This is a genomic window from Sphingopyxis sp. EG6, from assembly GCF_003609815.1.
Taxonomy (GTDB): Bacteria; Pseudomonadota; Alphaproteobacteria; order Sphingomonadales; family Sphingomonadaceae; genus Sphingopyxis.
In genome coordinates this window covers 53,005-67,759 of record NZ_AP017603.1, presented here as the reverse complement: position 1 = coordinate 67,759, position 14,755 = coordinate 53,005, and the positions used below count along the sequence as shown (strand labels likewise).

General features: G+C 64.6%; 13 protein-coding genes and 1 tRNA gene. 6 read left to right on the top strand and 8 right to left on the bottom strand.

Annotation, left to right across the window (positions count from 1 at the left end; all coding sequences use genetic code 11):
- The first annotated feature begins 99 nt into the window (after nt 1-99).
- The gene (locus tag SPYCW_RS00350; protein ID WP_120215110.1) at nt 100-1,737 is read left to right on the top strand and encodes an N-acyl-D-amino-acid deacylase family protein; all 1,638 of its coding nucleotides are present in this window, start codon (nt 100-102) and stop codon (nt 1,735-1,737) included.
- Nucleotides 1,738-1,945: 208 nt separating this feature from the next.
- Here SPYCW_RS00350 and SPYCW_RS00345 read toward each other — a convergent pair whose 3' ends face one another.
- The 4 genes from SPYCW_RS00345 to SPYCW_RS00330 are packed head-to-tail and all read right to left on the bottom strand — an operon-like array spanning nt 1,946 to nt 6,207.
- Complete coding sequence (locus tag SPYCW_RS00345) at nt 1,946-3,340, bottom strand: efflux transporter outer membrane subunit (protein ID WP_232014771.1); 1,395 nt, start codon at nt 3,338-3,340, stop codon at nt 1,946-1,948.
- Nucleotides 3,337-4,335, bottom strand: a complete 999-nt coding sequence (locus tag SPYCW_RS00340; protein ID WP_120215109.1) for an efflux RND transporter periplasmic adaptor subunit — start codon at nt 4,333-4,335, stop codon at nt 3,337-3,339. The genes SPYCW_RS00345 and SPYCW_RS00340 overlap by 4 nt, the downstream gene beginning before the upstream one ends.
- Before the next feature lie 4 nt (nt 4,336-4,339).
- A complete protein-coding gene (locus tag SPYCW_RS00335; protein ID WP_197715646.1) occupies nt 4,340-5,074 on the bottom strand; it encodes an ABC transporter ATP-binding protein in 735 nt (244 codons plus the stop codon).
- Entirely contained in the window at nt 5,071-6,207 is a 1,137-nt protein-coding gene (locus tag SPYCW_RS00330; protein WP_120215108.1) for an ABC transporter permease, read from the bottom strand. The genes SPYCW_RS00335 and SPYCW_RS00330 overlap by 4 nt, the downstream gene beginning before the upstream one ends.
- 93 nt (nt 6,208-6,300) lie before the next feature.
- On the opposite strand from SPYCW_RS00330, the gene SPYCW_RS00325 reads away from it, so the two are divergent.
- From SPYCW_RS00325 to SPYCW_RS00310, 4 genes are all read left to right on the top strand, one after another.
- The gene (locus SPYCW_RS00325) at nt 6,301-6,930 is read left to right on the top strand and encodes a TetR/AcrR family transcriptional regulator (RefSeq protein WP_232014770.1); all 630 of its coding nucleotides are present in this window, start codon (nt 6,301-6,303) and stop codon (nt 6,928-6,930) included.
- A 65-nt stretch (nt 6,931-6,995) separates the two neighbouring features.
- Nucleotides 6,996-7,466, top strand: a complete 471-nt coding sequence (locus SPYCW_RS00320; RefSeq protein ID WP_120215107.1) for a DUF2269 family protein — start codon at nt 6,996-6,998, stop codon at nt 7,464-7,466.
- Nucleotides 7,460-8,575: a saccharopine dehydrogenase family protein gene (locus SPYCW_RS00315; protein ID WP_120215106.1), complete on the top strand. Its 1,116-nt coding sequence runs from the start codon at nt 7,460-7,462 to the stop codon at nt 8,573-8,575. The genes SPYCW_RS00320 and SPYCW_RS00315 overlap by 7 nt, the downstream gene beginning before the upstream one ends.
- Nucleotides 8,568-9,020 carry a thiol-disulfide oxidoreductase DCC family protein gene (locus SPYCW_RS00310; RefSeq protein ID WP_120215105.1) on the top strand — a complete coding sequence of 151 codons (453 nt, stop codon included), beginning with the start codon at nt 8,568-8,570 and terminating at the stop codon, nt 9,018-9,020. The genes SPYCW_RS00315 and SPYCW_RS00310 overlap by 8 nt, the downstream gene beginning before the upstream one ends.
- A 515-nt stretch (nt 9,021-9,535) precedes the next feature.
- Here the strand turns inward: SPYCW_RS00310 and rtcA are convergent.
- The 3 genes from rtcA to SPYCW_RS00295 all read right to left on the bottom strand — a co-directional run bounded on the left by rtcA (nt 9,536) and on the right by SPYCW_RS00295 (nt 12,358).
- A complete protein-coding gene (gene rtcA, locus SPYCW_RS00305) occupies nt 9,536-10,558 on the bottom strand; it encodes an RNA 3'-terminal phosphate cyclase (protein ID WP_120215104.1) in 1,023 nt (340 codons plus the stop codon).
- Between the two features lie 101 nt (nt 10,559-10,659).
- On the bottom strand, nt 10,660-11,052 hold the full coding sequence (locus SPYCW_RS00300) for a hypothetical protein (RefSeq protein WP_145985920.1): 393 nt from the start codon (nt 11,050-11,052) through the stop codon (nt 10,660-10,662).
- Between the two features lie 79 nt (nt 11,053-11,131).
- Nucleotides 11,132-12,358, bottom strand: coding sequence for an RtcB family protein (locus tag SPYCW_RS00295; RefSeq protein ID WP_120215102.1), 1,227 nt, complete (start codon nt 12,356-12,358; stop codon nt 11,132-11,134).
- Nucleotides 12,359-12,671: 313 nt separating this feature from the next.
- Here SPYCW_RS00295 and rtcR point away from each other — a divergent pair, with 313 nt between their 5' ends.
- A complete protein-coding gene (gene rtcR / locus SPYCW_RS00290) occupies nt 12,672-14,276 on the top strand; it encodes an RNA repair transcriptional activator RtcR (protein ID WP_120218008.1) in 1,605 nt (534 codons plus the stop codon).
- Nucleotides 14,277-14,486: 210 nt separating this feature from the next.
- Here the strand turns inward: rtcR and SPYCW_RS00285 are convergent.
- Nucleotides 14,487-14,560 (bottom strand) — tRNA-Cys (locus SPYCW_RS00285).
- Between the last annotated feature and the right edge of the window lie 195 nt (nt 14,561-14,755).

Sequence of the window (14,755 nt, the reverse complement as noted above, 5' to 3'; positions counted from 1 at the left end):
ACGCCGGGCCTGCGTTCGGGACATCTTCCGCGCCGGAATAGTCCCCCGGTGGCCCGCGCTCACCTTTATCAACCGTCGTTCGCACAAAGGACCACGCCGATGCCGTCAACTGCCTCATTCCCGGTGCGCCGCGCCATCGGCGCACTGGCGGCAGGCGCGGCGCTGATCGCCGTGACCGGCGCCACGGCGCATCCCGACAAGGCGGTCGACGTCATCATCCGCGGCGGCACCATCCATGACGGCAGCCCCGACAAGCCCGTCGTCGGTGATGTCGCGATCCGCGGCGACCGGATCGTCGCAGTCGGCCGCATCGGCAATATGACGGCGCGGCGGGTGATCGATGCGAAGGGGATGATCGTCGCGCCCGGCTTCATCGATCCGCACACCCATGCCGACAGCTTCCTCCGTTCGTCCGACCCGGCGGCGCGCATCAATGCCGCGTGGCTGCATCAGGGGGTGACCACCGTGATGATCGGGGTCGACGGCAATGGCACCCCCGACGTCGCGGCGGACAGCGGCAAACTCGCGGCGTCGGGAATCGGCACCAATATCGTCCCCTTCGTCGGCTTTGGCCCGGTACGCCAGCGCGTGCTGGGACAGGACGCGCGCGCGCCGAGCGCCACGGAGCTGGACGCGATGAAGACGCTGGTCGCGAAAGGAATGTGCGAAGGCGCGGTCGGGCTGTCGGCCGGGCTCTTCTATGCGCCGCAAAGCTTTGCCACGACCGACGAAGTCGTCGCAGTGGCGCGCGAGGCGGCGATCCGCGGCGGGCTGTACGACACCCACCAACGCGACGAATCGAGCTATAGCATCGGCCTGCTCGGGTCGGTGGAGGAAGCGATCGCGATCGGGCGGCGCGCCGGGATGCCGGTGCATTTCGCACATCTGAAAGCGCTGGGGGTCGACGTTCACGGTCAGGCGGGGGCGGTGATCGCCGCGATCGATGCGGCACGGCGGACGGGCATGGAGGTGACCGCCGATCAATATCCCTGGCTGGCGTCGGGGTCGAACCTCGACGCATCGCTGTTGCCGCGCTGGGCGGTCGATGGCGGCGGCGCGGCGCTGCTGAAACGCCTCGACGATCGGGCAACGCTGGCGCGGATCCGCGGCGAAATGCAGGAAAATCTGCGGCGGCGCGGCGGGCCCGGCGCCTTGCTGCTGATCGCCGAGGGCTTTCCGTGGACCGGCAAGACGGTGGCGGCGGTCGCCGACGAGTGGAAGATGGACAGCCGCGACGCGGCGCTGCGCATCATTCGCCAGAGCATCGAGGCAAAGATCGGCGGCCAGAAGGGCGGCGGTACCGCGGTCGCGTCGTTCAACATGGCGCAGGCCGACGTCGACCTGCTGATGCAGCAGCCGTGGATGGTGACATCGTCCGACGGGTCGGACGGCCACCCGCGCATGTTCGCGACCTTTCCCGAAAAATATGTCCGCTATGTCCGCGAACGCCGGGTCATCGACGTGGCGACCTTTATCCGCCAGTCGACCGGGCGCACCGCCGACATCTACAAGCTCGACCGGCGCGGCTATCTGCGTCCCGGCTTTTTCGCCGACATCGTCGTTCTCGATCCTGCCGGATACGCGCCCCGCGCCGACTATGTCCGCCCGCGCGAATTGAGCGTCGGCGTGCAAAGCCTGTTCGTCAACGGTGCGCTGGCGCTCGACGACGGCCGCACGACCGGCGTTGCCGCAGGCCGCGCGCTGCTCCGGCCCCGCCCGCCGGGCTGCCCCGGCTAGTTGAAGCGGAAATCCATCTTGCGCGGCTCCCGGCGCGAAGGCGACGTGCGCTAGCGTCTGTCCTGTTCAAACTAATCCGTAGCCCTGAGCCTGTCGAAGCCTGTCCTGAGCGCCTGCAAGGCAGTCGAAGGGGGCGTCTCTCGCCGATAAGCGCCCTTCGACAGGCTCAGGGCTACGGTGACTTGCTTCAGCCTGAGCTGGACAGACTCTAGCCGCCCAGCGCCAGCCACAACAGCAGGCGCGCGCGCCGCGCCGCGCCCACCGCGACCGCGGCGCGTTCCGCCGCGCCGTCGGCTTGCCGCCGCGCTTCCAGCACCGCCGACAAGTCGGCCAGCCCGGCGCGAAAGCGGCTTGCGGTCAGGGCGTCGCTGCGCGCCAACAGCGCCGCCTCCTGCGCCGCCGCCGCCGCGCGCGCGTCGGCGGCGGCAATCAATCGATAAGCCGACTCGGCATCGCCCAGCGCGGTGAACACCGTCGCACGATATTGCTGAAAGGCGAGCTTCTTGTCCGCCGCCGCACCATCGATCTCCGCCGAAATCCGGCCAAAATCAAGGAGCGGCCCCGCGATTGCGGCGGCGAGCGACCCGATGATCGAATCATCGTCGAACAACTGGCCCGGGCTAAATGCCAACAGGCCCAGCGTGCCCGACAGCGTCAGGCGCGGAAACCGCCGCGCGGCGGTCGCCGCCAGATCGGCGTCGGTCGCGGCCAGCCGCGCGGCTGCGGCCACGATATCGGGACGGCGGACGAGCAGGTCGGACGGCAGCGCGGCGGGCGCCGATGGCAAAGCCTGCTCACCATGCGGCGCATCCAGCTGCGCCTCAACCCATGCGGCATCGCGCCCGGTGAGCGTTACCAGGCGCCCAATGATCGGGCCACGTTCGGTATCGAGCCCCGCGAGACGGCTCCGCGATGCGCTTGCCACGCTTTCGGCGCGCACGCGGTCGGCGCCCGGCGCAAGGCCGGCGGTCGATCGTGCGGTGGCCAGCGCAATCAGACGCTCGGCCGACGCCAGGTCGCGCTGAAGCGATACCGCACGCGCATCAAGGCTGCGCCAATCGACCACCAGCGACGCGATATCGGCGATCAGCGCGATCCGGACGGCATCGGCGTCGGCGGTCGCCGCATCGAGCCGCAACGATGCGGCGCGCTGTTCGGACCGCAAGCGACCGAAGATGTCCGGATCCCAGCGCGCGCTGAGCGAAGCGCCGTAAGCCGTCTGATCGGGATCGATCGAAATGCCGGGCGGCAGGCTGGCGCCGAAGCTCCCGGGATTGCTGCGGCTCGTCTCGATCGACGCCGACGCGTCCAATTGCGGCGCGCGTTCGGCGCGGGCGCGGCGCGCGGCGGCGCGGGCGCGTTCGATCCGCGCCGCCGCCTCACCGAGCGAGGGTGCTTCGGCGATCGCCGCGGCCTGTAGCGCCAAAAAAGCAGGATCGTCACTCGGCAACAAAGCCGCCAAAGACCCGGCACGAGCAGCATCGGGCGCGCCGGAAAAGGTCGCAGGAAGCGGCGGCGGCGGCGTCTCCACCGTCGGCGGTGGCCCGGCGGCGCACCCTGCCAGCAGCGCCGCGGCGAAGAACAGGGGCGCGCTGCGCGTCACTTCCTGGCTCCGGAGGGGGCTTTCGCCGGGATGAAAGCATCGACCTGCTGCCCGACGCGGAAGAGGTCGCTGCCCGCCGGAAGCGCATAGATGATCTGCATCACGCGCACATCGACGCGCTCGGCGGCGCTGTTGGTCAGCGAGCGTTTCGGCACCACCAGCGGTTCGGCGCGAACGAAGCGCGCGGCGACCTGGCGCTCGGCGGCGCCGCGCGGCGACACGATGGCATTGGCCCCCAACGCGACATCGGCCGCCTGATCCTCGTCGATATCGATGCGGACGTGCAGCGGGCGCGTTTCGCCCATGCGGATATAGGGTTCGGCATTGCCGCCCTGCGGCCCGCCTGCCTGCACATATTCGCCCGGGCGGATATTCACCGCCAGGATCTCGCCAGCGATCGGCGCGCGCACCGCCAACCGGGCCAGTTCGGTGCGCGCGCTGCCGGCCGCCGCGCTCGCCGCGGCAAGGCGCGCCCGCGCCAGCGCGAGCCTGCTCGTTGCTGCCGCGGCTTCGCCTTCGGCCCGCACCACTTCGGTCCGGCTGACCGCTTCGGCATCGTCAACCTGGCGATACAGTGCGAGCTGGCGCTGCGCGGTGATGCGCGCCGCATCAGCCTCCCCGATCGCCGCGCGCGCTTCGCCGATCGCGGCCTCCGCTTCCGCCAAACGTGCGCGCACGGCGCGATCGTCGACGGTGAACAGCAAGTCACCCTTGGCGACATAGGCGCCCGGTTGCACATTCAACTGCATCACCAGACCCGACAAGGCCGTGCCGACATCGACGATCTCGCTCGACGGCTCGACAACCCCCGCCCCCGCCACGCGCGCGCTGTTGGCGAGCGCCCCGGTCGCCCGCGGCGGCGTCTGCTGCGGCGGTTCGAGCTGCCGGTCGGGGAGCCCGCTCGCGATAAAGATCACCGCGATCACCAGCCCCAGCAAGGCGATCGCCGGCAGGATCTGGCGGGCGAAGTTCAGATTGGCAAAGCGTCGGGTCATGGCGTCAATGGTCCTTCGGCATGTCGCGGCCGTCGTGGGTGATCCGGCCGTCCTCGAGCACGAGGATGCGATCGGCGAGGTCGAAAATACGGTTGTCGTGGGTGACGATGATCACCGATCGGTCGTCGGCGAGCGCCACCTCGCGCAGCAAGTCCATCACGCGCCGCCCGGACCGCGCGTCGAGCGCCGCGGTCGGTTCGTCGCAAACAATCAGCCGCGGCTGGTGGACCAATGCCCGCGCGATCGCGACGCGTTGCTGCTGGCCGCCCGACAATTGGTTGGGCAGCTTGTCGGCCTGATCGGCGATGTTGAGCGCGGCGAGCAATTCGATCGCCCGCTCGCGGGCCTCAAGCCGGTCCATTCCCTGCGCGATCAGCGGCACGGCGGCATTCGACGCCGCGTCGATCGCGGGGATCAGATTATATTGCTGAAAAATGAAACCGACGTTGCGCAGCCGGAAATCGACCAGATCGCTGTCGCTGAGGCGATAGATGTCGGTACCGAACAGTCGCACTTCGCCCTCGGTCGGCCACAGGATGCCGCACATGATCGAAATCAGCGTCGTCTTGCCCGATCCCGACTCCCCGACCAGATAGGTGAGCTCGCCGGCGCGCACGTCGAGGTCGATGCCGTGCAACACCCGGATCGTCTGCTGCCCCGCGGTGAAGTCGCGCGCGACGCCGCGCGTCGAAATCGCGGCGATCGCCGTCGCGGTCGCTGTGTCGGCGGCGGCGCTCACCGGAACACCGCCGCGGGTTCGGTCTTGAGCACCCGGCGCAGCGCTATCCAGCCGGTCAGCGCCAGGATCAAGGCGACCGCGACCAGGCTGATCAGCGGCACTTGCCAGGGGATATAGAAACCCTTGAAGGTCGGATTGCTCGAAAAGCCCCAGATAAAGCCGACGGTACCAAGAACGCCAAGGCCATAGCCGATCAGGCCGACCATCGCCGCCTGCGCCGCGACCATGCGGCGGATCTTGGCATTATTCACCCCGATCGCCTTCAGCGCGCCGAACTGTTTGATATTGTCGCGGATGAACAGGCTGAAGGTCAGGCCGACGATCGCCACCCCGACGACAAAGCCGAGCAGCACCGTAATCCCGAAATTCAGCGGAATGCCGGTGTTTTCGATGATGAAATCCACCCCGTCGCGCGCGAATTCGTCGCGGGTGCGGGCGCGCAGCCCCGTATCCCGGGTAATCCGCGCCGCGAGCGCCTTCGAATCCACCCCGGGCGCGGCGCCGACCAGCACAAAGCTCAATCGGTTGCGCGTACCGGGCACGAAATTGAGGGCGCGGCTATACCGGGTGTAGAGCGTGACCTGGCTGGTAAAGCTGGGGATCGCATCGGCGACCCCCATGATCACCGCGCGCTGGTCGTTGAGTTCCAGCCGCTCGCCGACGGGATCATATCCTTCCGGGAAAAAGCGCGTCGTCCCGACATCGTCGATGACGACCGCATCGGGCCGCTCGAGCACATCGGCGGCCCCCGACGCCATCCGGCGAGGCAAGCCGATCAGCGTCGCGTCGTCGACCCCGATGACCGACACGCCTTCAAGATCGCCTTCCTTTGTCCGCACCGACGCCGCGGCGCGCAGGTGCGGCACCGCCCATTCGACCCCCGCCACCGACCGCACCCGATCGAGCGCTGTCGACGGCATCGGCAGATTGACGTCGGTCGTGCGGCTGACCGGGTCCATCACCCAGACATCGGCCGACGGGACGTTGTAAACGCCGCTAGCGCCGCGCTCGATCAGATTGACAAAAATGGTCAGCTGCTGGGTGATCAGCAGAGTGGAAAATGCGATGCCGAACAGCAGACCATAAAATTTGGTCGCGTCGCCGGTCAGCATTCGGATTGCGATCCAGACCATCGGGGGAGAGCCCTTTTTTCCTCACCGCTTGCAACCGTTTCGCTTTGTGAACATTATTGAACGGTAGCGTATAAGTGAACGGAAGCGTACAGTTTGTCAATCGCCCCAAAAACGAATCTTGGCCGCCCGGCCAATCTCGCCAAACGCGAGGCCATTCTGGTCGCCGCCAGGGATGCGTTTTTCGAACATGGCTATGGCGCCGCTGCGATCGAACAAATTGCCGCGGCCGCGGGCGTGTCCAAGGTGACGGTCTATAATCATTTTTCGGACAAGCAGGGGCTGTTTGCCGCGGCAATCGAACGCGAATGCGAACGGATGCGCAGTCATTTTTCGATCGAGGGTGACGGGACGACCTCGCTCCGCGATCGCCTGCTCCATATCGGCCACGCCATGGTGGCCTTTTTGTCGCGGCCTGAGATGGTTCAGTTCGAGCGCCGTATCGCCGCCGAAACCGAGCGCAACCCGGAAATCGGCCTCGCTTTCCTGAACGCCGGTCCGCGGCGGATGAAAGCGACGATGGCGACATTTCTGACCGCGATTTCCCAAAGCGGAGCCCTTGCCATTCCCGACCCCGCCCTCGCCGCCGAGCAATTTGCGGCCATGTGCAAGGGCTTCGGCAACGTCGAACTCCGCTTCGGCGCGCCGCCGAGCGCCCAATCAACCCAACGAAGGGTCGAGGCTGCGGTCGATGCCTTTTTGAATATCTACGGCGGGGGTCGGTAGGCTAGTCTGCTTCGTGGATGCCCGTATATCTGGCGGCGCGGCGCGCTGTGCTGTAGCGACATTCCATGGACCTCTATTCGCTCGTCAAAACGCTGCACATCTTGAGTGCGACGATCGTGTTCGGGACGGGGATCGGGATTGCCAATTTCATGTTCTTCGGAAGTCGTAGCCGCGTTCCGGTCGAGCGCGCCTTTGCCGCACGCATGACGGTGAAGGCGGATTTCCTGTTCACCCTGCCTTCGGTCATCATCCAGCCGCTGAGCGGTGCGTGGCTGGTGTGGCACGGCGGCTTCCGGTGGGACGATTATTGGCTGGTCGTCACCTATGGCCTCTATTTGCTGGCGGCGCTGTGCTGGGTGCCGGTCGTGTTCATTCAGATCCGCATGAAAAGGCTGCTGGAAGCGTCCGCACGGGGCGAGGCAATCGATGAAGCGGCCTATGTTCGGCTGTTTCGTAAATGGTTCATCCTGGGCTGGCCCGCGTTCGGCGGGCTGGTCGTCATTTTTTGGCTGATGGTCACCAAACCGACATGGTAGCCCGCGTCCTGATCATCGGTGGCTATGGCAATTTTGGCAGCTATATCGCGCGCAGCCTTGCCAATGACGCGAGCATCCACCTGCTGATCGGGGGACGCTCGGCGGCCAAGGCAAAGGCGTTTTCGGCGTCGCTCGGACCCGCTCATGTCGCCGAGGGTCATGCGATCGACATCGATGGCGACCTCACCGAAGCGCTGGGGCGAATCGCGCCAGACATCGTCATCCACACCACCGGGCCTTTCCAGACCCAGGACCACCGCGTCGCGCGGGCGTGCATCGCACAGCGCTGTCATTATATCGACCTCGCCGATGCGCGGGCGTTCGTGGCGACGATCGGCCGGCTCGATGCCGAAGCACGAGCGAAAAATCTGCTGGTGGTCAGTGGAGCCAGCTCGGTCCCCTGTCTGACGGCAGCGGTAATCGACGCCTATCTCCCGTCGTTCGCACGGCTCGAGGCGGTCGATTACGGCATCAGCGCGGCGCAGCACACCAATCGCGGTCTGGCAACAACCTCGGCGGTGCTCAGCTATGTGGGCAAACCGATCGAGATGCTGCGCGATGGCGCGATGAAAACCGTCCATGGCTGGGAAGACACGCATGTCGTCCGCTATCCCGGGCTTGGCACCCGTCTTTTCGGCAACTGCGATATTCCGGACCTGGCATTGTTTCCCGAACGCTATCCCACGCTCCGGTCGATGCGCTTTTGCGCCGGGCATGAGCTGAAGACGCTCCATATCGGCACGCGCATGCTGGGCGCGCTGGTCCGGTTGGGGCTGATCGGATCGCTCAGCAACCATGCCGGATCGCTGCTCAAGCTCGCTTTCGCATTCGATCGCTTCGGCTCGGGACAAAGCGGCTTTCATATGTTCCTGCGCGGCGTAGGTCATGGCGGCGATCCGCAGCAGCGACGCTTCTGGATCGTCGCGCGGTCGGGCCATGGGCCCTACATCCCGTGCATGCCGGCAATCCTGCTGGCCAGGCGGCTGGCAAGGGGTTGGTCGATAAGACCCGGCGCAACGCCCTGCGTCGATCTGATCGATCTCGACAGCTATCTCGGCGCGCTGTCAGATCTCGATATCGAGGTCATTCGGGACGAGATTAATGCCTGAGGTCTCAAAACAACCATTCAGCTATCGCAATGATCCGGCGGTCCCCGATTTCGATGACCGCAAAGCGCTGTTCGTGTTCGATGGCATCTGCGTGCTGTGCTCGAGCGGCGCGAGCTGGATCATGCGAAACGATGGCAGGGCGCTCGTCAATTTTACGCCTGCGCAGGAAGCGCTGGGCCAGGCGCTCTATGCCCATTACGGAATCGATATGGACGAGAGTTATCTGCTCATTGCAGATGGGTCCGCCTATACCGCGTCGCGCGGCTATCTGGAGCTCTGCCGGATATTGGGGCGCTGGTGGCACGCACTCCGCATGTCCGCCATCATCCCTGAACGCCTGCGCGACTGGCTCTACGCCCTGGTCGCCCGCAACCGATATCGCTGGTTCGGCAAGGCCGACTTTTGCGCGCTCTTGACCAAAGCGCAGCGTGAGCGATTGCTTTAGGAAGCGTGATCCAACCTCGATCGTCGTCTGATAGCAGATTGCAGGCTTTTGGCTGCGTTGCACCGAGAGAGAGAGAGCACGCGAGCTTGTCCCTTGGCGCGACAAGCAACTCCATTGCCGAACAAATCAGCCGCGACCAGACGATCCGCAATAATCAGCTCGCCGCCAGCGTCACGGCCATGGATGCATATCGCGACCGCCGGATCCCGCGATCCCGGACAAAACTTCGATATTTTGCCTGAAGTGCTGCTTCATGGCCTCGTCGGCTTCGACCGGGTTTCGTTCGAGAATTGCCTGCGCAATGCGCGCGGGCGGTCGTTGAGCATATAGAGACCGCATGATGGACGCACTCCAGATCAATGACCCACCCCGCGCAACTTGCGCTCTTTCCGTTTGCTCGCTCAAAGCTGCCGAGCTGCAATCGGTCAAAGGTAGCCCCATTTTCAGTTACGTAGCTGCCGATCCCCGCCGAGAGACTCTGGCCATTGTCGCGCCCGGTCGAGCAAGCAGTATCGCTACGAGCCTGCCCACTCGACCATGATTGCCCCGTCAGGTCGTTCGACGAAGCGAAAGCCTGCCCCCAGAAAGCGCTCGACGAGCGCTGCCGCCGTCAGCGTATGCTGACTCAGTTTTACCGTTGAAAAGGACCCGCCCCTCGCCATCGCGAAGGGAAGCAGCAATTGGTCTTGCAGGTAAGGGCCGGCGAAAGCCTCACACGCCAAATATCCCGCTATCCGCCGCGCCGCAGTTTTAGCTAGGCGTTCGGCGGGAATTCCGATTTTGCCAAAAGCCGACATTACCTCGGTCACATGATCGAATTCGGCTTCGAGCAATAGCGCATTGCCCGGCCCCTGATCAGCGGGAAGCTGGCGGATACCGAAGGCATCGGCGGGCCAGCCGGCAAGCGTCTTGGCCGCGGTCTTCAGCTCGCGGTCGCCGACGTCGAAAGGAACCCCCGCTATGATCGCGGTCGCGGAGACGCGGCGCAGGGCACCGCGCTTGACGCATTCGATCGCGCGCAGCGGCGCCGGCGCGATGTCGATCTCGACGCGCCCACCCCCGCGCGGGAAGAAGCCGTGGCGCACCAACCGCGCGGCAACGGTCGGCCCCATTCGGTTGATGACGGGCAGCAACGTGCGCTCGATGAACTCGAAGGGCGGCGCGGCCATCGCATGCGTCCCGCCCTCGAGTACGAGCCGCGACGGAGCATCGGCCAGCATCAGCGGCACCATGACCGTCTGCAGGACGAGCGCAGTGCTGCCCGCGGTACCGACCGCGAAATGATAGTCGCCGGGCGTGATCCGCCCCGGTCGGAACGAGATGCTGTTCGACCCGACCGCCAGCCCCGAACATTCGGCGCCGCCGATGACGCACGCGGCCTCGATCGCGGTGACATGCTGGCGCATGAGCCCCGGCTTCTCGCGTCCTCCACGAATATTCTCGATCGTGAAGGGCTCGCCGGTCAGCAGCGCCAGCGCGCACGCATAACGCAGCACCTGCCCCCCGCCTTCGCCTTCCGATCCGTCGATGATGATCATGTTCTTTGCTTACCTGTAAAATCCTGCCGACCAAGGCATCGGCCAAAACATCCAAATGTCGGGCTTGCGGCCTTCTTGCCCAAAGGTGGTCTCCACTATGGCTAGGGTGCCGGATAGTCCTCGTTGCCCTCTACCCAGACGGTGGCGTCGGGTTCAGGGATGAAGACTTTTGGCGTCATGCAATCGTCCTGCAAGGTCCCAATCGGGCACTTGCATCGGCAAAGCTGATTGGGGCCGCCGATACCGGCGATCCCGCAGCATCCGCCCAGCCCGGCGCCATTCTTCGGGAACTGCACGGAATCGGTCAGGTCCGTGGGGTTCAGCCAATATTGCGGAACGAAGGACAAGGACTCGCCGGGCGCGCGATAGAGCCACGGCGTCGCCTCCCATGCCTTGTATGCCGTACCCTGCGACACGATCGGCTTGCGAACCTCGATCAGCGGCTTCACAACCTTCGGATTCTTACCCGAAACGATGGTCAGCGGCGTCGTCAATCGCGCGCCACATATGCTGCAATAAAGCGACTTGCGCATGGCTTCTCACCAGAAGTTGGCGATGGCGGCGTGAAGGGGATCACCCCTTCACGCATACCACCTGCTTCAGCGTATGGACGATCTCGACGAGGTCGGCTTGCGCCGCCATAACGGCCTCGATCGGCTTGTATGCCTTGGGCGTCTCGTCGATGACGCCTTCGTCCTTGCGGCATTCGACGCCCGCGGTGTCAGCGATATGCTCGTCGAGGGTGACGAGCTTTTTCGCCGCGGTGCGGCTCATGACGCGGCCCGCGCCATGGCTGCAGCTGTCGAAGCTTTCGGCGTTGCCCAGCCCGCGAACGATGAACGATTTCGCGCCCATCGAACCCGGGATGATCCCCATCGTGCCTTTCGCTGCACGCACCGCCCCCTTGCGGGTGACGAGCACATTCTCGCCGAAGTGATTCTCGCGCGTCACATAATTGTGATGGCAGTTCACCGCTTCGGCCTCGGCCTCGAAGGGCTTGGCGATCTGGAGCCGCAGCGCGGCGATGACATTCGCCATCATCATGCGCCGGTTCAGCGCCGCAAAGTCCTGCGCCCAGCCGACCGCCTCGACATAATCGTCGAAATGGTCGGTCCCTTCCGGGAAATAGGCGAGGTCTTCATCGGGCAGGTTGATGAACCATTTGCACATGTCCTTCTTCGCCAGTTCGATGAAGTAGGTGCCGATCGCATTGCCGACGCCGCGCGATCCCGAATGCAGCATCACCCACACCCGCCCCTCGGTATCCAGACACAGCTCGATGAAATGGTTGCCCGTCCCGAGCGTCCCCAGATGCGTCAGGTTATTGGTGTTCTTCAGCCGCGGATGCTTGGCGACGATATGGCCGAAGCGTTCGGCCAGCGTCGCCCAGGCGTCGACGATCGCGGCCGGGGGATCGCCCCACGAACCGTGATCGCGCTGGCCGCGCCCGACCGACCGGCCGTGCGGAACCGCCGCCTCGATCGCGCTGCGGATGCCCTCCAGATTGTCGGGCAGGTCGTGCGCCATCAGCGTGGTGCGCGCGGCCATCATGCCGCAGCCGATGTCGACCCCGACCGCGGCCGGGATCACCGCGCCTTTGGTCGGGATCACCGATCCGACCGTGGCGCCGATCCCGACATGGACGTCGGGCATAGCGGCGACATGCTTGAACACGAACGGCATCTGCGCCGCCTTGCGAAGCTGCGCGCGCGCCATATCCTCGACCGGAACCCCGCGGGTCCACATCTTGACCGGGCGTCCGCCCTCGACGTTCAGCACTTCATAGGTCGTCTGGGTCATGGCTGACCTCCTCTTCGCTTCCTTGGGGCAGCGCTGTAGCAATGGCGAGCCCTTGAATCCTTCCACGTCGTTTGGGCGCTTGGGGGCGGCCGGCCCATTCCGGCCACCCCTCTTCCCGCGTCGTACCGGGCGACGTGAACCCCGGCACCGAACATAATGCAGAAGCCGTGCCAAACCGCTTGCCGATACCAAAACTTGGATCATCATTTTGATAAATTGCAATATTTTCTGAAACGAAAAAATCAGTCCGGCGAAACAAATTGGATTTTGAGATATCATTGTATCGTTCATTATAAATATGTATAAGAATGACATGAAGCCGCTGACCGTTCTTGGATTTCTGGGTTCGACCCTCGACGCGGGCAAGTTCGACGCCGGACGCTGGAACAAGTGGCGGCCGAGCGTGAGCATCTGCATGCAGGAGGATCTGCGCGTCGATCGCTTCATCCTGCTCCACGGCAGCCATCACCGCCGGCTGGCCGAGATCGTGGCAAAGGACATCGCCGACGTATCGCCCGAGACCGAGGTCGTCCCGCAAACGGTCGACTTCGACGACGCATGGGATTTCGAGGAGGTTTACGGCAAGCTGCTCGACTTCGCGCGCAGCTTTCCCTTCGATCCCGACGCGGAAGATTATCTGATCCACATCACGACGGGCACGCACGTCGCGCAAATCTGTCTCTTCCTGCTCACCGAGGCGCGCTACCTGCCCGGCCGGCTGCTGCAGACGCAGCCACAGCGCGGCGCACCGCAACCGGTGGGCATCTGGAACAGCATCGATCTCGACCTCTCGCGCTACGACAGTATCGCGACGCGCTTCGCCGAGGCCAGCGCGGAGAGCGCGAGCTTTCTGAAAAGCGGGATCGAAACGCGCAACCCCGCCTTCAACCGCATGATCGAGGAGATCGAACAGGTAGCAGTCCGTAGCCGTGCGCCGATCTTGCTCATGGGACCGACCGGTGCGGGTAAGAGTCAGCTGGCGCGGAAGGTCTATGAACTCAAGAAGCTTCGTCACCAGCTCGGCGGCCCGTTCGTCGAGGTCAACTGCGCGACGCTGAAGGGCGACAGCGCGACCTCGGCGCTGTTCGGCCATCGCAAGGGCGCCTTTACCGGCGCTGCGCAGGACCGTCCCGGGCTGCTCAAGAGCGCCGACAAGGGCTTACTGTTCCTCGACGAGATCGGCGAGCTCGGGCTCGACGAACAGGCGATGATCCTGCGCGCGATCGAGGAAGGGCAATTTCTGCCGGTCGGATCGGACAGCGAGACGCGAAGCGATTTCCAGCTGATCGCGGGCACCAACCGCGATCTTGTCGAACAGGTGCGCAAAGGCGGCTTTCGCAACGACCTGTTCGCGAGGCTGAACCTCTGGACCTTTTCGCTTCCCGGCCTCGCCGAACGCCGCGAAGACATCGCACCCAATCTGGATTACGAGCTCGAACGCTTCGCCGAGCGCGAAGGGTCGCGGGTCACCTTCAACAAGGAAGCGCGCCAACGATATCTTGCCTTCGCGGAGAGCCACGACGCGAAGTGGCAGGGAAATTTTCGCGATCTCGCCGCCAGCGTCACGCGAATGGCGACGCTCAACACGACCGGGCGGATCGACGTCGGCGCCGTCGATCTTGAGATCAAGCGCCTGGGCTCTACTTGGCACGCCGACATATCCGAAGCTGATATTTTCGACCTGATTCTAAGTAGAGACCAGCTGGCCGAGATTGATCCATTTGACCGGGTGCAACTGGCCTTCGTCGTCAAAACCTGTCGTGCATGCCGATCGCTGTCGGAGGCAGGGCGGCAACTGTTCGCGGCGTCTCGCGAGTTGCGTACAAGCACGAATGACGCGGATCGCCTTCGCAAGTATCTGGCTCGCTTTAATCTGACGTGGACCGATCTTCAGCAACCGGTCGGCGGGTACCGATAGTCGCCATCGAGCGCGGCTTTCAGAAATCAAAACCCTACTTGCACTTTCGGCGGCAGAGACTCTGCTCATTCGCGGCCCAATTCGCGGCAAATTTCCCTTGTAATTTCAGTCTCTCGGGCGCGCAATCAGGGCGCCAGATCCCTGTAACCTGCAGGAATGTGTGGAAGAAATTCTTCGTCCTAAGCCGTTGTTTTTAAATGATAAACTTGGTGGAGGCCCGAGCCGGAATCGAACCGGCGTGCACGGATTTGCAATCCGCTGCGTCACCACTCCGCCATCGGGCCTCATGCCAGATACCGCATCCATCGGGATGGGCCGGGGGTTGGACGGCGCCGCTAGTGAGGGGCTTTCGCCGCCTTGTCAAGGATTCGCCCGCGCGCCCGTCGCCGATGCGATGATGCAGGCTTGGCGGCACCGGCGTTGCCAGCTATGCGCGTCTATGCGGGCACAGGCTGTATTACTATTGCAATACAGCGTCG